Genomic DNA, 20,651 nt, shown 5'->3' with positions numbered 1-20,651 from the left:
CCCTACTCAATCAACGTCACCCAACAGGTTTTGCAACTCACTACCAGCGATCCTTCGAAAGGTCCGGCGCTCCCCGCGATCCTCAAGTACTGCAACCTCTAGATCTTGGTAGACAAGAGGGCGCTCCTCCTCCCCAAGGGCGGCGACGCAAGCTTGAAGTGTCTCCTGTAGACCTCTAACCTCACGGTAGCTGCCCTCGAAACGTTCTGAGATCGTATCAGAATCACCACCAATCACAGCAAACTTCTGTTCATCGACGACAGTACCGTCGTAGAGGATGTGAAACAACTGTGCCTCCTTGCCGGCGGCACCCAGCTCGGCGACCAGGATCTCAACCTCGAGTGGTTTTACCTCGTGTGTAAAAACCTGGCCGAGATACTGCGCATAGAGGTTAGCAAGACTCCGTGCATCAACATCATCGCGAGCATAGGCGAAACCCTTGGTGTCGGCATGACGTATGCCAGCAACCCGCAGCTGGTCAAACTCATTGTATTTACCAACCCCGGCAAAGGCAATCCGGTCATAGATCTCAGATACCTTGTGGAGCGACCGTGATGGATTCTCAGCACACAACAAAATCCCAGTCTCATAGACTGCACCAATCAGCGCGCGTCCTCGGGCAATCCCCTTGCGTGCGTAATCAGCACGATCCTTCATCATCTGCTCTGGAGCAACGTAGAACGGCATGCTCATTCTGGGTGCCTCCTCGTCGTAAGCTCCGTCTCTAGCTCTCGAGCGAGCGCTATAAGCTCCTCGTCAGCCACTCGCTGATAACCTGATTCGTCGATCACACCAATCACTGGAAAAATTCCACGCAGGAGATCGGGGCCACCAGTGGCCGAGTCCTCTTGAGCTGCTTCAAAAAGTGCCTTGGTCACCAGACGCACGATGTCGTCACGGCTCATCCCCGGACGAAATCCCAGGCGAAGAGTCGCTCGAGCGTCGCGCCCTCCCGAGCCGGTCGCAGCAAACGCCTCCTCTTCGTACTTACCACCCGCGATATCATAAGTGAAGATCCGCCCTTGGCTACGATGAAGATCCCATCCTGCAAAGAGTGGGACCACGGCAAGTCCTTGCATCGCCATCCCGAGATTTCCACGAATCATCTGTGCGAGCTGGTTCGCCTTTCCTTCGAGCGAAAGCACCGAACCCTCGACCTTCTCATAGTGCTCAAGTTGCACCTGGAACAGGCGGACCATCTCAATCGCAGGTCCTGCCGCTCCCGCAATAGCAACAGCCGAGAAGCGATCGGCAGGAAAGACCTTCTCTATCGTACGGTTTGCGATGATATTTCCCTCTGTTGCCCGGCGATCGCCAGCTATGACCACACCGTCGCGAAAGCGTGCAGCGGCGATGGTGGTCCCATGCGGAACACCGCCCACGGGGCTGGCAGCGCCCTGGCCCTGTCCATCTCGAGCACCACGCTCATCGAGGAGCCCCAGCAGCCCGACAAAATCGGGACCTGGATCCCTCACTACATCAAACAATGGCAAGGCCAACGCCAACCGCCTCTCTAATCTCGCGCCTCAAGCGTCTACTGTCCACCCTTTTGTACGTAGTTACGAACAAACTCCTCAGCGTTATCCTCAAGAACCTCATCAATCTCGTCAAGAATGTCGTCAAGTTCAGCCTTCAGCTGATCAGAGCGCTCGGCCGAGGGCGCAACCTCCTCTTCCGTGACCTCTTCACGGCTCGGTGACGATTTTCGCACTTGTTCACGTTCAGCCATACATCCACCTCATCTTTGCACTTTATCCTAGTTACGAACCTAATGCCTCGACTAACTCTGCTGCACTCTTCACGCGACGCAGAAGTTCGCCAACATGACCCTCTGTGCCCCGCAACGGGTCCATCATCGGAACTCGTCGCAATGGGTCGGTCCCAAGGTCAAAAATAATTGAGTCCCAGTTCGCCGCCGCAATTGACCCAGGAAATCTTGCTAAGCAGGTGCCGCGAAAATAAGCACGTGTATCTGGAGGGGGATTGGTTACCGCAGCCTTCACATCCGTATCATCGAGTATCCGTCGCATTGGCAACCGTCGAAATAATGACTTCTCCGGCCTCATATCGTGATACTGGAGGTCGATCGCCGCTAGTCTAGGGTCTTGTTTGTCTGCACCATGACGTTGCTGGTACCCCTGTACCACCTGCCACTTGGCCACCCAATCTAAGCTATCCGCCAGCGTCATAGGATCATGCTCAAGGGCAGCCAGAACCCGCTCCCACTCTCGAAGAAGAGCTGGACCATCCGTACTATTGCCTAGGTACTCCATACCATAGTGTTCAGCGTGTTCGAGAGCGTGCTCGAGGTAGGCCTGCTGAATCTCAAGGGCTCGCAAACGGCGACCATCCCGAAGTAGAACCGTCCCTGTAAGCGTTGGATCCCAAGAGATCTCACGCAAAGATGTAACCGAATCGGCCAACTCGATCTTCAAATCCTGAAGGAATCCATCTTCAATCATGGCTAACACAATCGCGGTTAAGCCGAGCTTTAGCCATGTCGAGGTCTCCGACAGGTTCGCGTCTCCCAAGATAACGTGTAGACGACGAAAGCGCTGCCCATCGGAGTGGGGCTCGTCACGGGTGTTGATGATAGGACGCTTCAACGTCGTCTCGAGGCCAACCTCCTCCTCGAAAAAGTCCGCGCGTTGTGAAAGCTGGAACGCTACCTTCGAACCCGCTTTACCTGGAAACTCGGAGCCAACCTTTCCAGCTCCTATGATGATCTGCCTGGTAACAAAAAAAGGTACGAGCTCACTTACGATCTTCTGGAAGGGAACGTCCCTGTCAACAAGATAATTCTCATGGCAGCCATAGGAGTTACCCTTGCGGTCGGAGTTGTTCTTGTAGGCCACGATCTCCTGACCAGATGGGAGCATTCGCTTAGCATTCGCCATAGCGCGGATAACCACCTCCTCACCCGCTTTGTCATAGAGGAGGGCTTGCGATGGCGAGATGCACTCCGGTGACGAATACTCCGGGTGAGCATGATCAACATAGAGTCGAGCTCCATTGGTCAACACCGCATTCACCAAATGAGTGTCAAGCTCGATGCCTGAACCTCCTTCAAGAGCAAAACCACGGGCATCTACCCCTGGCGACTCGTCGACAAAGTCCCACTCGACGCGATCAGCCAGCGACGAGACGTAGGCATTGATCAACGTAGATGAAGTCGTGATCGGGTTGGCCTCCGGCGCCCCGGCGACAACAATTCCGTATTCAGTCTCTATGCCGAGCACTTTTGGTATTGGCATCGCTCCTCCTTCGACTCGACCCTATATCCGACGGTTACAGAACCAAAGCTCTACAGGTACTGTCCGGTGGCTACTCGCTCAATCGCGCGCCCTCCTTCTGAACCCTCCTCTTGCGACAAGAGGATTCGCATAAACACAATTCGTTCCCCCTTCTTGCCAGAGATCTTTGCCCAATCATCCGGGTTGGTCGTGTTCGGCAGATCCTCATGTTCTTTGAACTCTTTGGCGATAGACACCAATAGGTCCTCTTGGTTGATACCAGGGGGGTCCCCTGCGATCTCCCGCTTGATAGCCAGCTTCTTGGCGCGTCGCACGATATTCTCGATCATCGCCCCAGATGAGAAATCCTTGAAGTAGAGTATCTCCTTCTCTCCATTCTGATAGGTGACCTCAAGGAAGCGATTCGCATCTACTGCTGCATACATGGTCTCGACAGTCGTCTCGATCATCCGCTTGACAGCTAACTCAGCGTCACCGTTTCCGAGACGGTCAACCTCGTTCTTGTCTATCGGCAGGTCATGGGTAAGGTAACGCGAGAAGATCTGACTCGCCGCCTTCATGTCTGGACGCTGGATCTTGATTTTCACATCCAACCTGCCTGGCCTGAGAATAGCGGGGTCGATCAAATCCTCGCGGTTAGACGCACCAATAACGATAACGTTGCGAAGCGTCTCCACCCCATCGATCTCCGCAAGCAACTGAGGCACGACCGTTGACTCCATATCCGAACTAATACCGCTCCCTCGCGTCCGGAAAAGAGAGTCCATCTCATCAAAGAAGACGATAACCGGCATCCCCTCCTCCGCCTTCTCTCTCGCACGTTGGAAAATCAACCTGATTTGGCGCTCGGTCTCACCGACATACTTGTTGAGGAGCTCAGGGCCCTTGACATTCAGGAAGTAACTTTTCACACTTCGACCGGAGGTCTGTTCGATCTTCTTTGCTAACGAGTTCGCCACCGCCTTTGCAATCAAGGTCTTACCACAACCCGGAGGGCCGTAAAGCAAGATACCCTTTGGAGCCGGCAAGCGATAGTTAGAAAATAAATCCCGATATAAAAATGGCAACTCTACTGCGTCTTGGATCTCCTCGATCTGACGGTCAAGTCCACCGATATCAGAGTAACTGATGTCTGGGACCTCTTCAAGGGCGAGCTCCTCGACTTCTGGCTTAGGGAGCAGCTCAAGCACCATCGACGAGCGTGGATCAACCATAACGCTGTCACCCACACGAATCCGGCTCTCTCGCAATACCCCGCTCAAGAGAGCAACGCGTTCGTCGTCTCCACGTCCGACGACTATCACACGTTCCCCGTCGTCCAAAACGTCCTTGACCATCGCTACTTCGCCGCTTCGGTCATGTTCGCGCACCCCAATGACCGCGAAGGACTCATTGAGCGTAACCTCTTGCCCATGCCGAAGATCTACAGGAGAGATGTCGGGGTGAACCGCCACCTTCATCTTGCGCCCAGACGAGAAAATATCTACCGTCCCATCGTCATTAGTGCCGATAAAGACTCCATAGGCCGCCGGAGGTTGTGTTAATTTCTCGACCTCCTCGCGTAGGTTTGCAATGTGCTCTCTAGCCTGCTGCAGCGTGAACGTCAACTTCTCGTTCTTTGCCTGAAGCTGCGAGAGCGCACCTGATACCTCTAGGAGCTTCTCCTCCAATGCGCGCTCGCGCGAAGGCGCGTCACTCATCCGACGCCTAAGTTCTTGAATCTCAAGTTGAAGCGCATCTACCGTCTGTCGCTCTTGCGCTGTCAACTGTTCCTCGTTAGGATCTCTGCGATCGACCATCACGCCTCCTTCCTTTCTTCACGCTACCCGAGTGGTGGCGAAATTAGAACCACTCTCAGGCGACTACACTTGATGCTGTTCTTCATAGCAAAATATTACAGAACATAGCGCGGCGCAGCTTGCTCCGAAACAGTAACCTAAATGGAAAGGACCTCGATGAAAGTCTGGATTGACCAGGATCTTTGCACCGGCGATGGCTTATGCGAAGAGATCTGTCCGCCGGTCTTCACCCTGCTCGATGACGGGTTGGCCTATGTGAAAGAAGGCCAAGAGGTTTTCAATAACCCTGGTGGAGCTACTCAAATGGCGCCGGTACCTGAAGATCTAGAGGACGCAGTCACTGAGGCAAGCGAAGAGTGCCCAGGAGAGTGCATTTTCGTGGAGAACGACTAGCCGCAGCTTCCTCTACGGTTCAGCGCTTAAGCTCGCCCACTTGACAGTATGAGCGTGACCAGCTCAGTGAGATCTCCTCTCCTCGGGCGGCTATCACGAGACCCGGGTTTTGCGCTAGGTCTCCTCCGATGAGCCGCCCTAGTTAGGCTGATTTCAACGGCGCTGCCTGCAGCAGGCCTGTTGAGAGGGCGCCTACCTAGAGCTGAGTGCTTCAGGAGAGGTGCCTCCTGGCAAGATAACACCTGAGGCCAGTATGGATACATGCAGAACCGAATGCCTCGGAGATGTCATCGAGACCTTGAACCAGCTCTTGCAACCCACTACTCTCAGTCAGATGAATGCCCCCTGGAGAGTGTTGGTTGCGTCGTCCTTGCACTGATGATAAAGCCGGTGTGGCCGATCATCTTCTGTTCGGGTCTAACGACATCACCGTTGACGACCCAGCATCGCTCAAGAATCTCCTTGACCGAGTCGATGATGAGCGAGTTGCTCCGCATGGCACGTACCGTCTCTTGTACCTGATTTATATTTGTAACATAGACCACCACCCTGCCGTCGGCTACCAGCAAGTGGCGCACGAGCCCGACAACGAGCCAGGGATCCAACAGATCGAGTACGATTCTGTCAAAGCTTCCTTCGAGTTCAACCTCGGTAACGTCGCCGTTCACCACGGTTAGATTTTCGCTGAGACTGGCTGGAAGATAGCTCTCTACATTTTTGCGTCCGCGATTCGCAAAATCCTCTCGCTTCTCCACTGTCACCACCACGACCCCACAGCGCAACATCCCCATGGTAAGCGCACCTGACCCAAAGCCAGCCTCAAGAACGCGCATCCCTGGCTCCAACGAGAGCTCCCCAAGCATAGCCGCAATGTCCTTAGGATAGATGATCTGCGCACCTCGTGGCATCTCCAGGATGATGTCCGAAAATGACGGCGCATACACGACGAATTCGGATCCGGATCGTGTCGGCACTGTCGAACCTGGAGGTACGCCAATAATGCTGTCGTGCTCGAGCAGACCCCGATGAGTACTAACGCTCGCACCAGCCTCGAGCAGAAGAAGAGATCGACGACCGCGTGGATCGACGACTAGTGCAAACGTACCCTCGCGAAAAACTCGCTCTACAGTCGTCACGCCTTCGAACGAGACTTCAAAGAGATCATGTAGCTAGCTCCATCACTGAGGTTCACCTTGGTCTTCCCATGAGGTGAGAGAAAGCGTCGACTCAGTCTTCCTTTAGTAAGGCTCAAAAAGACATAGGCAGCGAAGGCAGCAGCCAATACCCACCGATTGTTGGAGTCAGCAAAAACCTTACGAAGAAATCGAGCCACCAACGCAGACGGTCGGAGCGACGAAAGGACAACTCTTCGTCTCACCACATTCCTCTCCTTACAGCCGCGTGATCTCGATAACCGAAGTTTTGTTGCGGCCCCTGCGATATCCAGCAACGAATGCAATAAAAACCAATAAGCCAGCTGCTACGCCAACGAAACCTGGAAAAGCTGGTCGCAAAGCGTTGAGTGACCCATTAGCCGACCTCTGGATGCCACGGATGGAGTCCTCTACGTCACTGAGGCTGATCTTGTCCGCCATCTTCACCTTCCTCGCTTTCCAATTCGCTTAAGCGTGACTGCAAGTACCACCACCACGACCACCAGGGTAATCAGGTATGGGAGCCAGTTAAGATGCCCTTGAAAGGCCGAACCAGTCTCATCTTGCAACAATCGAAGTAACCCCAGCGCAACAAGTACGAATCCAAAAGCGGTGAGGATGGAGGCGATCAAACCCCATGCAAGCAGGCCACCAAGCCGCTTGGCCGGATCGATCGTCTCTTGCTTCACATATTGCAACGACGTTGAGACTGCAGACTTCACACCATCCCGTTGACTCACGTCAAAAGCCTCCCCATCGAAGATCAAACCGCACTAGCCTAAATTAGGATAGCAGCGTAGCCAGTGGCTAACTTCATTCGCGCTCCCCGTACAGGTCCTAGGACAGGAAGGCTAGCCTCCAGTTGGTGGGTAGAAAGGAGTGATGTGGCACAGTTTCAGTATGAAATAGCCGACGACGTCCCTGATCGATTCGGAACGCACGTCATAGAACACCTTTCAGATGGAGGACTCCTCCTTCTCTCTGGGGGTCATACCATACTCGAACTTCTCGCACCGTTACGAAGCTCACTCGCTGAGTATTCCGGGCAACCGTTCGCAATTGGACAGGTAGATGAACGTCTAGTTCCCTCCGACGACGACCGTTCCAACTGGATGCATATATCTACTGGGCTTGATGCGCTCGACTATCTGCAGCTTCCGATGATCACCTGCCACACTCCTACCGAAAAACAACTACTCGCCGATTGCGAGACACCCGACTCTGGAGTACTAGAGGCTCGAACAGCTTTGGCTAACGGCTATGCGAAACGCTATGAGTTCTTGTTGGCAGAGTATCAACCCTGGTCAGTAGTGCATCTGGGCCTGGGAACAGATGGACACACCGCTTCGCTCTTCCCTGACTCCTTAGCCCTCTCCAATCGTAGCTCATTGGTGACCTACAACAGAGATCCCTCCAATGCCAACCCACTCGAACGCATCACTCTGACGTTTCCTGCACTTAACCGCTTCCAGTTCAGAATTGTCGTTGCGACCGGACCAGACAAGGCGGCGGTTGTTGAGCGCGCTATCCATGGCGACGGATTGCCTATTCACTCGCTCGATCCAACGAACACGCTTTTCCTTGTTGACAGAGACGCCGCACAGGGGCTCACCAGCTAATACCGCTGCGAGCTGGCAGTGGAGACGGAATCACCAGGTCTGCGGATTGGCTAAGCGTGAAAAGATGATCGGGCCACGAACGCCAGTGGGTGACAACGCAACTCAAGCGCTGAGTACCTGATAGACACATAGGACTGACCGCCATCTACCCCTCGGTTCAGTAAGAACTAAGGTATTGTCATGCAGATAAACCTGACACGTTGGTCAACGCAAAAACTATTGAGCGAGTCAAGCAAACTCCGGGACGCCACCTTCGGCACCTTGGTGACCTATTCACCAAAGGCATTCTTCCCATTCACTATGTTGTGTCGTGATAGCTGCGGCTACTGTACCTTTGCAAAAGCTCCGGCACGCCTCCAGCGGGCGTATATGACCGCAGCGGAGGTTATCGATCTGGCGCGTTCAGCCCACGATCAGGGGGCAATCGAAGCTCTATTCACTCTCGGAGAACGACCGGAGGATCGCTACACCCGAGCAAGGGCGGAGCTCGACGAGCTAGGTTTTGCCTCAACGGTCGACTATCTCCATACGGCGGCCAAGTTGGCGCTTCAAGAACACATGCTTCCGCACATCAATGCAGGAACGCTATCGACTGAAGATCTAGCGAAACTACGTTCAGTTGCAGTCTCCATGGGGATCATGCTGGAATCTATCAACGATGCCCTCCCCTGCCATCGTCTCGCACCTGATAAGAAGCCTCAGCTACGAATACAGACTCTCCGCGACGCTGGAGAGTTAGGTATAGCGATGACGACTGGGCTACTCATTGGGATCGGCGACACCGAGGAAGATCGATTGCTCGGGTTGCACGCAATCCGCGAGATAGCTGAAGACTACGGCAACATCCAGGAGGTGATTATACAGAATTTTACCCCAAAGCCAACGACACAGATGGCTAATGTTCCGCCACCATCGCGAGAGGAGTTCCTACGAGCTATCGCAATGGCTCGCCTTGTTCTACCAGAGTCGGTGAGTCTGCAGGCGCCACCTAACCTCTCAGAGGCTCCGACCGAGCTCTTGGCCGCTGGAATCAATGATCTTGGAGGCATATCGCGAGTCACGCCAGACCATGTCAACCCAGAGAAACCATGGCCAAACATCGAACAACTCAGCAAGACAATCCAAGATCATGGTTTTGCACTTGTGCCTAGACTCCCGATCTACCCCAACTACATCCATGAATCTGATCGATGGGTAGACCCAGCGCTGGTTCCAGCCATAAACTACCACCGCGATCAGCTAGGGTTTGCCCGAGAGCATCTGTGGTTCTCAGGCGAACCCTCTATCCTTCCGACACCCGTCTTTCCTACAGCAAGCCATGCGACTGACACGCCCGGCTGGTTGCATGAGCTCCAGGATGAACTGGATGCTGGCCGCGAAGCACCTGTTGAACTCTTGACCATGGCCGGCTCCGCTAAAGGATTCGACATAATGGGAGTGATCGAATTAGCAGATGAGTTGCGGAAAAAGACGGTTGGCGAAGTTGTCACTTACGTAGCAAACCGTAACATCAACTACACCAATATTTGCACCTTCAAGTGTCGATTCTGCGCCTTTTCCAAGGGCCCGCTCTCACTGAACCTACGCGGAACCCCATACCTCCTAAGTATGGATGAGATACTGGCTAAGGTCGGTGACGCTCAGGAGCGTGGAGCAACAGAGGTATGCCTCCAAGGAGGCATCCACCCAACATTCGACGGTGAGTACTATCTAAACGTTGCCAAGGCGATCCACACCCACTTCCCTGCCATCCATCTTCACGGATTTTCAGCCTTGGAGGTGCTGACTGGCGCTAGACGCCTCAACCTGGAGCTGAAGGATTACCTACGAGAGTTAAGCGATGCAGGCCTCAAAAGCCTACCGGGAACAGCTGCCGAGATTCTCTCTGATCCGGTTCGTGCAATACTTTGTCCGGACAAGCTATCGACGGCCGAGTGGCTAGAGGTGCACGCAACCGCACACGAAGTCGGATTACGCTCCAACGTCACCATCATGTTCGGGAGTGTTGAAGATATCGGAGACGTGATAGAACACCTTGACGTGACTCGCAAGCTTGGACGTCAGACACACGGCTTCACCGAGTTCGTCCCACTTCCGTTTGTCCACATGGCAACGCCAGTCTTTCGCTTGGGCAAGGCACGGCGTGGACCAACACTCCGTGAGGCCGTGCTAGTGCATGCACTCGGACGCATCGCCTACCACGGCGTAATTGACAATATCCAAGTCAGCTGGGTGAAGCTCGGCGTGGAGGGTGCAGCATTCCTACTCGGATGCGGCGCGAACGATCTTGGTGGAACTTTGATGGAGGAGAGTATCTCTCATGCCGCCGGAGCGACCCATGGCACCTTCCTCACACCGGAACAGTTTGGAGAAGTTGCAGGCAAGGCTGGTCGAACTCTGCAGCAGCGCACCACCTTCTATGAACCCGTGGTCACCGACGAGTATCAGTATCCAGATACTCGGCATGTCCAGCGGGTTGCCCAGTGACCGAACCCTCAGCCAACGATCTCGACAATCCCCAACAACGATCGGTTGGACTTAAGAATCCCAATCGTGACCTCAAACTCGTGTTGGTGAATGAGCTTGAGGCGACCCTGTCCGCCGACATGGACCGACTCGACCTGAAGATGATCACCTCAGCAATCAGAGAGCTTCGCGAGGCCTTCACTACGTTCGCCCCCTACCGCAGTCAGCGCAAAGTGACTATTTTTGGGTCCGCAAGAATCCAGGCAGACGACCCTCGTTACCTTCTCGCCCACCACTTAGGTGCCGCCTTTGCGGAGCAAAATTGGCTAGTGATAACCGGAGGAGGACCTGGCCTCATGGATGCCGCCACCTCTGGCGCTGGGCCACTGCATGCCTTTGGCGTCAACATTCGACTCCCACACGAGCAGGCCGCAGCCCATGGACTCGATGAATCCGGCCATCTGATCGAGATGAAGTACTTCTTCACCCGCAAGGTGCTCATGATCAAGGAGTCATCAGCATTTGTCTCCATGCCTGGTGGTCTTGGCACCCTTGATGAGACCTTCGAGCTGCTAACACTTTTGCAAACCGGGAAGGCACAACTGGCTCCACTTGTTCTACTCGAACCCAAAGGTGATGACTACTTCGAGCTGCTGCTCAAATTCATGACAGACGTCCTACTGCCACAAGGTCTAGTCACAGCCGCCGACCTAAACCTCTACCGTCGGTGCTCAAGTGTCGAAGAGGCAGTCAGAGAAGTCACCGACTTCTATCGCAATTACGACTCGGCACGTATTGTCGGAAAACAACTGATCCTGAGGCTCCAGCGGCTTCCAAGTCCGACACTGCTTGACGCCCTAAATCGAGATTTCGCTGACATCTTGCGATCCGGAGCCATCTCGGTCATTCCACCAACGGCGTGGGAGGTGCGGGAACAGGATCACTTGAACCTGAAGCGACTGTCTTTGGACTTCGACCAACACTCCCTCGGACGGCTACGATCCATGATTGATAGGCTCAACGAGATTTAAGAGCAATCCTGAAGCGAAAGTTTGTCAAAGATTCATCGGCGATCGAAATTCCGAGATAACCTTCACACCCAAAAGCTACAACCTCACCCGGCGCAGGTGTGTCTATGACGGCTACAAGCATCCCTATCCCAACTGCTTGGCATCACCCACAAAAACATGCAACCCTCCTAAACATGAGCTATGAGGCCCAATCATGAATACAGCAGCTACAGAAACTTGGTTTTAGAACAGGGTCAATCGAGAAATACCGCTGTAGGTTGATGGAATAAGGCTACAGTTCCTACTATGAAGACAAAATATGTTCCGTCAGCTAGAAAACGAAATCTTTGGCCACTCATCCCGCTGGGTGTAACCCTTGTGGTGTTGGGGAGTTCCTTGCGATCTCCGCCACAGTTCGAACTCGCCAGTTCAACTAGCGGAGTGCAGTTAGGGACCGCTGGTGCGTACTCCGTCCTCGCAGCCACTACGGTCACCAACACCGGTGCCACGACGCTGGCTGGTGATCTCGGCCTCTCACCTGGCACCTCAGTAACTGGGTTTCCTCCTGGCACTGTCGCTGGTACTACGAATATCAACAACTCAGCAGCCGTGACCGCTGAGACGGCCACGACCAACGCCTATCTCGTAGCTGCCGGCATGACACCAGCCACCACAGAGGTGGCGGACCTTGCTGGATTAACACTCTCACCAGGGATCTATGCCGTTCCCGCCGCGACCTCCAACCTCACCGGAACTCTCACTCTGAATGGTCAAGGAAACCCAAATGCAATTTTTGTATTTCAACTGCCTTCTACCTTGATCACTAGTAGTTCCAGCAAGATAGTCCTAACGAATTCTGCGAACCCTTGCAATATTTTCTGGCAGGTTACCAGCTCTGCAACACTCGGAACCTCCTCAGTTTTTCAGGGAACTATTCTGGCGCTGACATCAATTGCTGCCAACACAAGCGCTACAATTGACGGCCGACTGTTAGCTCGCAATGGAGCCGTGACACTCGACTCGAACACGATTACAAATCCGGTATGTACTACATCGACGACGACAACGCCACCAGCAACGACCACTACTACGCCGCCGAAGACCACTACAACGCCGCCGAAGACCACTACAACGCCACCGACGACCACTACAACGCCACCGACGACCACTACAACGCCACCGACGACCACTACCACGCCACCAAGCCCGATTACCATCTCAACCGGTCCTCTCTCGCCTCCGGCTTCTCACACCGATGCGCTACCTATTGGTTTGGCAATAGGCGGAGTTGGTCTCGCAGGTCTTGGTTATCTATTCGTAGAGCGCAAGAGGCGACAAGCGGCAAGCTCCAATGAGGTTGCTTAAGCACCGCCACTACGAGCGTAGAGGAGGCAGCGCCCTTAGTGGGCGTGGCCTCCTCGCTCTTGTTGCTGGCCTTGCGATCATCACTGGCGGAGTCTTGAGCTACATGGGAGTTCACAACTCCCCAGCTGCCAGGATTGCACGTCTCACCCGGCAAGATCACAAACGCGCCCTTCATCTCGCCAACCATACGACCCCAGCTACCGCTGCTACTACTACCCACGCAACCTGGAGACCAACGCTGCCCAACGAAGTAGCAACGATCTCGATTCCGGCGCTGGGTGTCTCTGCAGTTATCCTGGCCGAGTGGCCGGCCAATGGAGCACTCACCATCCCACCCGATGTCCATAACGTCGGCTGGGATAGCCAGACTCCAACTCCTGGGCTCCCAGGGGTCACCCTGCTAGCAGGTCACGTCAACTGGGTAGGACAAGGGGAGGGAGCTCTTGGCGCCATTGGTCAACTGGTCCCCGGCGACAGAGTAAACCTGGACTGGAAGGGAAAGATCACTAGCTGGCAGATCAGCACCAAACCGGTACTCTCTCCAAACACCGAGGTGCACACGTCACTCTTTAGCAACCAAGGTCCCCCACGCCTCGCACTCGTCACCTGTGGTGGTCCCTTCAAGGAGATCCCGGGAGTGGGAGGCTCCTATGCCGATAACGTCATCGTTGAGGCAGTCCCGGTTGGGGTGTGAGATCCAGGGGGGAGCTCCAGCGATTGCTGGATGAAGATGAACTCGTATTGCAGGCGGCATTCGCAGCATCAATCATCAACTGAATTCATAGACTTCAGGGAGCAAAGCGTAGCCAACTTGCGGTTGAAACAGCCATAGATGCAGATAGGCACGCCGTTGGAGTTCGTCACCAAAGGAGAGCGGCAACCAAAGGCGACTTCAATGCAAACTCGCCAGACAAGTCAAAGGCTCCAACCGGTACAATGTCACAATCAGTCAGACCGACGTAAGGACTGAATCGAAAAGATGACAATCAATCTGGTGCGTGGTTACGACCTAATTGCACTAGAGGCTCTCAAGATCAAGAACCTGACCAAATCTGTCAAAGGACCAAGAACAAGCCTGGCAAGAACGTTCAAGCAAAGTCTGGACTCAACAGGTCGGTTCTAGAACAGGGCTAGGGCATATTCAGTCAACGGCTCACCGACACGGCCACCAGCGCTACAACAGCAGTAGAAGTCATCACTATCAATCCCGCATACACAAACCTACGTTGTAGTGTGTGTGGTTGTGGACGGCCGCTGAGAATCAAGCTCTCTTCTTCTGTCTATACGGATAACGCAGACGTGAATGCGGCCAACAACATCGTTGCCGCAGGACTTGCGGTCACGATGCGCAAAGCGACATCGCACGCTAGGTCTAACAAGACACAGCAGCCCGACCCAATGAAGCGCGCCACCACGCCTAAAGCTGCATGAGCAGCTTAGGAAGTCCCGGCTGCGAGGGAGGATGCCACCGAAATACGACGGATCGATTGTTACAGTGTCAGAGCCTCGTCTCACACTGTAAATATGACAAAGACGCAACTAGAACTCTTTGAACAGCAGCAGCATTCAATATCATCTGAATATCGTCGCGAACTAGGATTGCACGGGGTGGCCAAGCTTCGCCAAACCCTCGCTACCACCAACCGGCATCAACAGAACGTTGCCCGACATACCTGACACCAAAGCCAGCACGCTCGCCGACTGCCAACACAAGCCTGGTACTGAACCAAGCACAGGAGGGCAAGCCCCTCCAACCAGACTTCCCCGTGTTTTCTTCTGCGCTATTTTCTTCTGCGGAATGCGATCGATTCTCTAGACTTATCCCACGTAAAACGCAGTTAACCAACTAAGTTCCACCACCGGCTGAGCGATGAACCTTCTCGAGAGGTGATAGCGTGGGGAAGAGCAACCCAAGGTAGGTGACCCAATGTTTGAAGAACACTACGCCTTGCCAATCGACAAAACGCAGTGGGACACAGCCGACAAGAGCGGTTCAGCCGTGTTCACCTGGAGCTACGACACCGAACGCGAACGTCTTTTGCGTCTTTACTCTCAAGGTAAGCGCCGCCAGTGGGATGCACAGATACGCATTGATTGGTCGCTGCCCGCCTACGCCTCTTCGCCTGAAGTTGACAGTGCTATCGGACTCGCTGGAAGTCAGCTGTGGTCAAAACTGTCTGAAGATGAGCGTGAACAGGTTCGGCTTCATCTTTTGGCCTGGCAGTTTTCTCAGTTTCTACACGGTGAACAAGGCGCCTTGATATGCGCCAGCAAAATTGTCCAGACAGTGCCCGAGATCGATGCAAAGTTTTATGCCGCAACCCAGGTGATGGATGAGGCGCGACACGTGGAAGTTTATTCAACCTATCTAGACACACTCGCCATCGCCTACCCAATCAACGCCAGTCTGAAGAGTCTGCTTAATGACGTTCTCTCAGATACTCGCTGGGATATCACCTTTCTTGGCATGCAAGTCCTCATCGAGGGACTTGCCCTGGCAGCCTTCGGCTTAGTCCGAAACAACACCTCGATCGAGCTAGTCCGTAACCTCACCGCCTATGTAATGCAAGACGAAGCTCGTCACGTCGCCTTTGGGAGAGTTGCCCTGCGCGACTACTACCCACAGCTGACCGAGCACGAGCGGGCCGAACGAGAAGAGTTCTGTGCAGAGGCGTGCTTGGTTATGCGCGACCGCTTCCTAGCTCAAGACGTGTGGGAGCGTTTCGGTTTTGATGTCCAAGCCTGTACTGAGCACCTTAACAACTCAGAAAGCCAACAACTCTTCCGTGGCCTGCTTTTTCAGCGTATTGTCCCAACCATCCGCGATATTGGCTTGTGGAGCCCCAAGATGCGCGACACCTTTGCATCGATGGGAGTCATGGGCTTTGCAGATACCGACCTCGATGCCATCGAGGCCGAGGATGACGCAATCGCCGAAGGGATTGACGGCCTGCGCAAAGCACAAGTCAACGACACGATCCAGGCCGGTGCAGATTAGCGTTACCCAAAGTGCCGAATACGATTTAATACCACTCTAGGCGTTCAGTTTTACCGCCTGATCTGCCGATACTGCTGATGTGTTCGACCGTGTCGCATTGTTCCATCGAGACCAGCAAGGGCTCTCAATCATTAGTGTGGTCGTCGCGTTCACTATTTTGGCTGCAGTCGTTGGCCCGTCTACGTATCTCATCGAACGATCCACCCAGCTGTCGGTTGCCTCACGTCAACAAGTCACCGCCTCCAACCTAGCTCAGTCGGAGATACAGATCCTAAACACAGAAGCCGCTCAATCGTTTAGCAACCTAACCAACATGCTCGGCACCTCCAGCCACACCGATGTGATCGCAGCAGTCACCTACACCATCACCGACAATTTGTACTGGACACAAGGAACCTCCAATCCTGATGGCTGTAATGCCAACATGAGCAGTAGTCAGATATTGGAGCCCATTCTCTCGGCATCAGTAACCGTCACCTGGAGCAACATGGCGCCATTCCCCCCAGTGCGAAGCACGACTGGCTACCACGCTCCAGCTGGTTATAGTTCAACGACAACAGGATCGTTGCTCGTGGTGGCACAAAACCAAGCAGCAGGAGCAGACAGCGGCCTTTCCGTGAGCCTGACAGCCCAGAACGCGGCCAGCGACACGGCCACGACGATACAGACCGACTCCCAGGGTTGTGCCTACTTTCCGTTCCTAACACCGGGCACCTACACCGTGACCCTTGGAGCACCAAGTGGGCAGGACTGGACCAGTCCGTTCGGAGATCCCTCTCCATCACAGACCATCACTATCAACGCATCCGCTAATACGCAAGCCGATTTTACCTATGCCCAGGCAGCTACCATCACCTTAGTTACTCCAAGTATCTCAATACCCTGGCAGTTTGGAGTCTCGCTAGGATCCACATCGCTGCCCAGCGGAGAAACCGTCTATGCGCCTGGGGGCACAAACCCTATTACCAACATATTCCCGGCCTCATCGGGCTATCAAGCCTGGCTTGGGCAATGCTACCTATACACCTCGTTTCCTGGGACCAGTCTGGACTCAGCTATCGTCGCCCTTCCCGGTGGAGACACCTCCCTCGATCTACTGGGGCAGCCGATCACCGTAACCGTGACCAAGTCCGGGAAAGCAGTCGCGAACGCCGCAATCAGCATCATCCAAACATCCACCTCTGGGGCACCTCTTGCCGGCTGTTCCAACTCTCTTACGCAAGTAGCAACCACCGACAGCACCGGACAGGCGACATTCTTGGCGCCCATCGGAGCAATCACCATGTCAGTTACATCCGGTTCAAGCAGTCTTGTGTACCCCTCGACCGGAGCCCTCTCGACACCTGGAGGAGGATCGATCGATGTCCCGATCGCACTCCCTTAGAGCAGAGGATGGCTTCAGCATCGTTGAGCTCGTCATTGCCATGGCACTGACTGGGCTCTTGAGCCTAATCACCTATAAAGTCATCACCTCTTTCGAAATTGTCCAGCAGGTAACGCTCAGCTCACAAGCGGCCACCGCGTCTGCCGATCTCGGATCCACTGAGTTGACAAGATACCTCAGTGAGGCGGTCACTACAGGACGAGGGGCGCTGTTGACAGCCTCACCATCCTCGGTCAGTTTCAATGCGATAGACAGTGCCGGACAACTCGGCATCGAGAAGATCTGGTTGACCACCACCACATGTCCATGTCACATCGACGAGGAATTCCTAATCAACGGCAAGACGGCGCCAATAACAGACCTAGGTCTAACTACTGCATCGCCACATCTATTTTCGTACTATCAAACCCCGTCCAACCCAAGCCAGCTCTCCCAAGCAGCCGTAGCGGTACCTACCGCTGGTACCACCGACCCAACCACATTGGCAGAGATCGAACTCGTCGGTGTGGACATCACCGAGAATGTGATTGATCAAGGCATGACTACCACCCAGTCACTTGTAGCTCTCCCGGGATCAACTCAGCCAGCACCAACCACGTAGGAGGAACACTTTAATGAAGAGAACGAAAGGTGAACGCGGAGATGCATTGGTTCTTGTCATCATCGCTGTAATGTTAATCACGATAATCCCAGCTGGACTGGTCGCTGCCTCGGTTGGTCAGCTACCTCAGACCAAGCAGCGCCAGGAGAACCAGACAGCACTCGCAGCCGCAGAGGCCGGAGTGGCCAACTACGAGAACCTCTTAGATCAGTACTCAATAAATCAACTCGGCAACTACTGGCAGTACGACGCCAATAATCTGCCACCAGTGGCCAACGCCGCACTCACCAGCTGGGAGTCAGTCTCTGGATCGACAACCGAATACTTCCATTACTCAGTCAACAACGCCCAAACTGCCTACAGCGGGGTGGTGAGCCTACTTGTTACTGGTGTCGCAACGAGTGGTGCGAACACTCAATACGTCACCTTGAAAGCATCTTTTCGCTCTCAAAGCTTCCTCAACTACCTGATATTTGATAATAAGATGGTCGTTGATCCAGTCTTTGCCGTCCATGCCGCTCAACTTCCCAACAACAAGGCTGAGGCCGATTGCAACTACCTGTTCTCGCAATCGAATGGTACTAGTGGTCAACCACCAAATGGGCCGATCCTTCCCACATGTAAGTCGCTACTTAACTACTACGTCACTGGCCAAACGTTCAATGGCCCGGTGTTCTCGAACGACATGTACTATCTCGCTGGTAGTCCGGTTTTTAACGGCCCGGTCTATTCCGCCTCCACCCTGAAAAGCGGCATCGCCGCTCACCCCTATTGGATCGATCCCACTAACGCATATCTTAATGGATCCAACGTCGATAATCCAGTCTTTAAAGTAGGCGGCAATGTGCAGTATCACACTCCGTTGTCTCTGCCTCAATCAGACCAACATCTCGAACAAATGGCGTCCGCTGGCGGCTGTCTCTACTATGGACCAACGCAAGTTACTCTTCATGGCACGACGATGACAGTCATATCCCCACAGACCAAGAACACCACCTGTGTTGGATCTGACCTTCCGCTCCCGGCGAATGGGGTTATGTATGTCGCCAGTCTGGCCCAGGCCAACAGTAATACGTGTGCCTCAGGAACACTCAATATCGATCAGCAAGCCTCACCCTGTCAAGAGGGGAATCTCGACATTCAAGGGACGTTGAGTGGCCAGCTCACCGCCGCCTCGGAGAACAACATTACCATCACCGGCAATCTAGAGTACACCGGTTGTGGCGCGAACGGAACCTCCGACCTCCTGGGGTTAATCGCCAACAACTTCGTCCAGGTAAGTAGCAAGTTCTCGAGCACCAACACCACCCCTGACACCTGCTTCTCACATCCCTCGAACGATCCAGTGATTATGGGGGCAATCCTGACTCTCCAACACTCATTTGCGGTCCAAAACTTCTGGAAACTACCCTTCGAGGGAACGATTTATCTCTATGGAGCTCTCGCTGGGAACTACGCCGATATCGAAGGGACTTTTCAGGGGACCTCGATCACCAATGGCTATGCAACAAACTACACTTACGATCCCCGACTGGCCTACCTCTCCCCACCCTACTTCCTCACTCCGGTGGCGAGTTCCTGGAACGTGTTGAGTTCGGTAGCTGTAAACAATCCAGCTAACTTACCAACTCTCCCATAGTCTTAGCCTAGAGAAACCTCACCAGAATGTCATGCATGTGCTGCGAAGTAACCACGGAGTCGGTATAAACCAAGACTTCAGTTCTAAGGCTCCATTGACATTCATGTGAATGACCGAACCTATGTGGAAGTCCCATAATCCCCGTGCAACTTAGGTGTCCACCCCTGTGCAGGTTGAGATGGCCATTGACAAGTGTTGGCATTTTGACACGTTTGCGAACTATCGTGTCTACCAAACATTTTGATGGAAGAGTGTGACTTGTCATCTTCTGATAAGTGCCAGGATCAGAAGTAGAAGGCTTCCCTACTTCTGATAACCGGTTTAGGAGTTGTGCTAAGCACCCGCCAAGACGTCTTGGACCGCTCCTCCATCGCGGCGGCCACTAAGCGTACCCATAGATTTCGTGTGACTGGATTATAGCTTTTGCTTTCGGGTGTGGGGATTCTCACCAAAATCTGCCACCCGTTCTCGCTGAAATGTGCCACCCCCTAGAGGGTGCGAGAAGGACTCAGGAACAATGGATGCAAAGAGGCTGTGGCATCCTTATGTGGTGACTGAAAACCAACCACCCAAAGGTGCCACATGCCCAATAGGAGGATACCAATGAGAAAGATCGAAGAGGTACTGCGTCTCAGTGCGCAGGGCAAGAGTGTCAGGGTAATCAGCTGGGAGACGGGGATGTCTAGGACGACCGTGACGAGATATCTTGAGAAGGCAGCAGAGCACGAGATTGGCTGGCCACTTCCAGCGGGAATGGACGTACAAGCCCTGGAGCAGTTGTTGTTCGCCGCGGTTGAGACACCAAAGAGTACGCCCGTTATTCCCAACTGGCAGGAGGTGGCCACCGAGATACAGGCTCATAATCACCTGACCCTACAACTGCTCTGGTTCTAAGTACAAGGAGCGCAATCCAAATGGGCTCAGCTATTCACGGTTCTGTGCTCGCTACCGAGAATGGAAGAAGATCAA

At 54.0% G+C, this 20,651-nt stretch carries 21 protein-coding genes; 12 read left to right on the top strand and 9 right to left on the bottom strand.

From position 1 onward, the window contains the following. Positions 1 to 6: 6 nt before the first annotated feature. The 5 genes from prcA to arc are packed head-to-tail and all read right to left on the bottom strand — an operon-like array spanning position 7 to position 5,053. Entirely contained in the window at positions 7 to 693 is a 687-nt protein-coding gene (prcA, locus tag FEAC_RS01155; RefSeq protein ID WP_035388297.1) for a proteasome subunit alpha, read from the bottom strand. Further along, positions 690 to 1,499 carry a proteasome subunit beta gene (gene prcB, locus FEAC_RS01150; RefSeq protein ID WP_035388295.1) on the bottom strand — a complete coding sequence of 270 codons (810 nt, stop codon included), beginning with the start codon at positions 1,497 to 1,499 and terminating at the stop codon, positions 690 to 692. Before prcB ends, prcA begins: the two co-directional genes overlap by 4 nt. A gap of 35 nt (positions 1,500 to 1,534) precedes the next feature. Continuing rightward, positions 1,535 to 1,729, bottom strand: a complete 195-nt coding sequence (locus FEAC_RS16060; RefSeq protein ID WP_035388294.1) for a ubiquitin-like protein Pup — start codon at positions 1,727 to 1,729, stop codon at positions 1,535 to 1,537. Positions 1,730 to 1,760: 31 nt separating this feature from the next. Next, positions 1,761 to 3,254 carry a depupylase/deamidase Dop gene (gene dop, locus FEAC_RS01140; protein ID WP_035388292.1) on the bottom strand — a complete coding sequence of 498 codons (1,494 nt, stop codon included), beginning with the start codon at positions 3,252 to 3,254 and terminating at the stop codon, positions 1,761 to 1,763. 50 nt (positions 3,255 to 3,304) lie between these two features. Next, a complete protein-coding gene (arc, locus tag FEAC_RS01135) occupies positions 3,305 to 5,053 on the bottom strand; it encodes a proteasome ATPase (RefSeq protein WP_035388291.1) in 1,749 nt (582 codons plus the stop codon). A gap of 156 nt (positions 5,054 to 5,209) precedes the next feature. Here arc and FEAC_RS01130 point away from each other — a divergent pair, with 156 nt between their 5' ends. After that, positions 5,210 to 5,446: a ferredoxin gene (locus FEAC_RS01130; RefSeq protein WP_035388290.1), complete on the top strand. Its 237-nt coding sequence runs from the start codon at positions 5,210 to 5,212 to the stop codon at positions 5,444 to 5,446. A gap of 326 nt (positions 5,447 to 5,772) precedes the next feature. Here FEAC_RS01130 and FEAC_RS01125 read toward each other — a convergent pair whose 3' ends face one another. From FEAC_RS01125 to FEAC_RS01110, 4 genes are read right to left on the bottom strand one after another with little or no spacing between them, the layout of a single operon-like run. Next, positions 5,773 to 6,582: a tRNA (adenine-N1)-methyltransferase gene (locus FEAC_RS01125; RefSeq protein WP_052565124.1), complete on the bottom strand. Its 810-nt coding sequence runs from the start codon at positions 6,580 to 6,582 to the stop codon at positions 5,773 to 5,775. After that, positions 6,579 to 6,827: a hypothetical protein gene (locus FEAC_RS01120; protein ID WP_035388289.1), complete on the bottom strand. Its 249-nt coding sequence runs from the start codon at positions 6,825 to 6,827 to the stop codon at positions 6,579 to 6,581. Before FEAC_RS01120 ends, FEAC_RS01125 begins: the two co-directional genes overlap by 4 nt. Positions 6,828 to 6,837: 10 nt before the next feature. Next, positions 6,838 to 7,041 carry a hypothetical protein gene (locus FEAC_RS01115; protein WP_035388288.1) on the bottom strand — a complete coding sequence of 68 codons (204 nt, stop codon included), beginning with the start codon at positions 7,039 to 7,041 and terminating at the stop codon, positions 6,838 to 6,840. Positions 7,042 to 7,043: 2 nt separating this feature from the next. Further along, positions 7,044 to 7,340, bottom strand: coding sequence for a phage holin family protein (locus FEAC_RS01110; RefSeq protein ID WP_160290301.1), 297 nt, complete (start codon positions 7,338 to 7,340; stop codon positions 7,044 to 7,046). Positions 7,341 to 7,484: 144 nt separating this feature from the next. Here FEAC_RS01110 and FEAC_RS01105 point away from each other — a divergent pair, with 144 nt between their 5' ends. The 11 genes from FEAC_RS01105 (at position 7,485) to FEAC_RS01060 (ending at position 20,576) form a co-directional block, all read left to right on the top strand. Beyond that, positions 7,485 to 8,219: a 6-phosphogluconolactonase gene (locus FEAC_RS01105; RefSeq protein WP_052565122.1), complete on the top strand. Its 735-nt coding sequence runs from the start codon at positions 7,485 to 7,487 to the stop codon at positions 8,217 to 8,219. 180 nt (positions 8,220 to 8,399) lie between these two features. Further along, the gene (gene cofH / locus FEAC_RS01100) at positions 8,400 to 10,706 is read left to right on the top strand and encodes a 5-amino-6-(D-ribitylamino)uracil--L-tyrosine 4-hydroxyphenyl transferase CofH (protein ID WP_052565120.1); all 2,307 of its coding nucleotides are present in this window, start codon (positions 8,400 to 8,402) and stop codon (positions 10,704 to 10,706) included. Beyond that, complete coding sequence (locus FEAC_RS01095; RefSeq protein ID WP_052565118.1) at positions 10,703 to 11,716, top strand: LOG family protein; 1,014 nt, start codon at positions 10,703 to 10,705, stop codon at positions 11,714 to 11,716. Before cofH ends, FEAC_RS01095 begins: the two co-directional genes overlap by 4 nt. A gap of 285 nt (positions 11,717 to 12,001) precedes the next feature. Then, positions 12,002 to 13,060: an ice-binding family protein gene (locus tag FEAC_RS01090; protein ID WP_052565116.1), complete on the top strand. Its 1,059-nt coding sequence runs from the start codon at positions 12,002 to 12,004 to the stop codon at positions 13,058 to 13,060. Further along, positions 13,047 to 13,754 carry a class F sortase gene (locus FEAC_RS01085; RefSeq protein WP_052565114.1) on the top strand — a complete coding sequence of 236 codons (708 nt, stop codon included), beginning with the start codon at positions 13,047 to 13,049 and terminating at the stop codon, positions 13,752 to 13,754. The genes FEAC_RS01090 and FEAC_RS01085 overlap by 14 nt, the downstream gene beginning before the upstream one ends. Positions 13,755 to 14,197: 443 nt before the next feature. Continuing rightward, positions 14,198 to 14,491 (top strand): zinc ribbon domain-containing protein, encoded by a 294-nt coding sequence (locus FEAC_RS16225; protein WP_419195359.1) that lies wholly within the window; start codon positions 14,198 to 14,200, stop codon positions 14,489 to 14,491. Positions 14,492 to 14,987: 496 nt separating this feature from the next. After that, the gene (locus FEAC_RS01080; RefSeq protein ID WP_035388285.1) at positions 14,988 to 16,058 is read left to right on the top strand and encodes a ferritin-like domain-containing protein; all 1,071 of its coding nucleotides are present in this window, start codon (positions 14,988 to 14,990) and stop codon (positions 16,056 to 16,058) included. A 136-nt stretch (positions 16,059 to 16,194) separates the two neighbouring features. Continuing rightward, a complete protein-coding gene (locus FEAC_RS01075; RefSeq protein ID WP_035388283.1) occupies positions 16,195 to 17,442 on the top strand; it encodes a carboxypeptidase-like regulatory domain-containing protein in 1,248 nt (415 codons plus the stop codon). Next, complete coding sequence (locus FEAC_RS01070; protein WP_035388281.1) at positions 17,420 to 18,043, top strand: PulJ/GspJ family protein; 624 nt, start codon at positions 17,420 to 17,422, stop codon at positions 18,041 to 18,043. The genes FEAC_RS01075 and FEAC_RS01070 overlap by 23 nt, the downstream gene beginning before the upstream one ends. Positions 18,044 to 18,056: 13 nt before the next feature. Next, positions 18,057 to 19,682 carry a hypothetical protein gene (locus FEAC_RS01065; RefSeq protein ID WP_035388280.1) on the top strand — a complete coding sequence of 542 codons (1,626 nt, stop codon included), beginning with the start codon at positions 18,057 to 18,059 and terminating at the stop codon, positions 19,680 to 19,682. Between the two features lie 603 nt (positions 19,683 to 20,285). After that, a complete protein-coding gene (locus FEAC_RS01060) occupies positions 20,286 to 20,576 on the top strand; it encodes a hypothetical protein (protein ID WP_052565112.1) in 291 nt (96 codons plus the stop codon). The last annotated feature ends 75 nt before the right edge of the window (positions 20,577 to 20,651 follow it).

It is taken from the genome of Ferrimicrobium acidiphilum DSM 19497, from assembly GCF_000949255.1.
Taxonomy (GTDB): domain Bacteria; phylum Actinomycetota; class Acidimicrobiia; order Acidimicrobiales; family Acidimicrobiaceae; genus Ferrimicrobium; species Ferrimicrobium acidiphilum.
Note: the sequence above shows the minus strand (reverse complement) of the source record. Positions and strands in the feature narration are given on the sequence as shown.

Excerpts from the sequence above, each read along its gene's own strand:
- prcA (WP_035388297.1), bottom strand. The coding sequence starts at position 693 with ATGAGCATGCCGTTCTACGTTGCTCCAGAGCAGATGATGAAGGATCGT.
- FEAC_RS16060 (WP_035388294.1), bottom strand. The coding sequence starts at position 1,729 with ATGGCTGAACGTGAACAAGTGCGAAAATCGTCACCGAGCCGTGAAGAG.
- dop (WP_035388292.1), bottom strand. The coding sequence starts at position 3,254 with ATGCCAATACCAAAAGTGCTCGGCATAGAGACTGAATACGGAATTGTT.
- arc (WP_035388291.1), bottom strand. The coding sequence starts at position 5,053 with ATGGTCGATCGCAGAGATCCTAACGAGGAACAGTTGACAGCGCAAGAG.
- FEAC_RS01130 (WP_035388290.1), top strand. The coding sequence starts at position 5,210 with ATGAAAGTCTGGATTGACCAGGATCTTTGCACCGGCGATGGCTTATGC.
- FEAC_RS01115 (WP_035388288.1), bottom strand. The coding sequence starts at position 7,041 with ATGGCGGACAAGATCAGCCTCAGTGACGTAGAGGACTCCATCCGTGGC.
- cofH (WP_052565120.1), top strand. The coding sequence starts at position 8,400 with ATGCAGATAAACCTGACACGTTGGTCAACGCAAAAACTATTGAGCGAG.
- FEAC_RS01090 (WP_052565116.1), top strand. The coding sequence starts at position 12,002 with ATGAAGACAAAATATGTTCCGTCAGCTAGAAAACGAAATCTTTGGCCA.
- FEAC_RS01085 (WP_052565114.1), top strand. The coding sequence starts at position 13,047 with ATGAGGTTGCTTAAGCACCGCCACTACGAGCGTAGAGGAGGCAGCGCC.
- FEAC_RS01080 (WP_035388285.1), top strand. The coding sequence starts at position 14,988 with ATGTTTGAAGAACACTACGCCTTGCCAATCGACAAAACGCAGTGGGAC.
- FEAC_RS01070 (WP_035388281.1), top strand. The coding sequence starts at position 17,420 with ATGTCCCGATCGCACTCCCTTAGAGCAGAGGATGGCTTCAGCATCGTT.
- FEAC_RS01065 (WP_035388280.1), top strand. The coding sequence starts at position 18,057 with ATGAAGAGAACGAAAGGTGAACGCGGAGATGCATTGGTTCTTGTCATC.
- FEAC_RS01060 (WP_052565112.1), top strand. The coding sequence starts at position 20,286 with ATGAGAAAGATCGAAGAGGTACTGCGTCTCAGTGCGCAGGGCAAGAGT.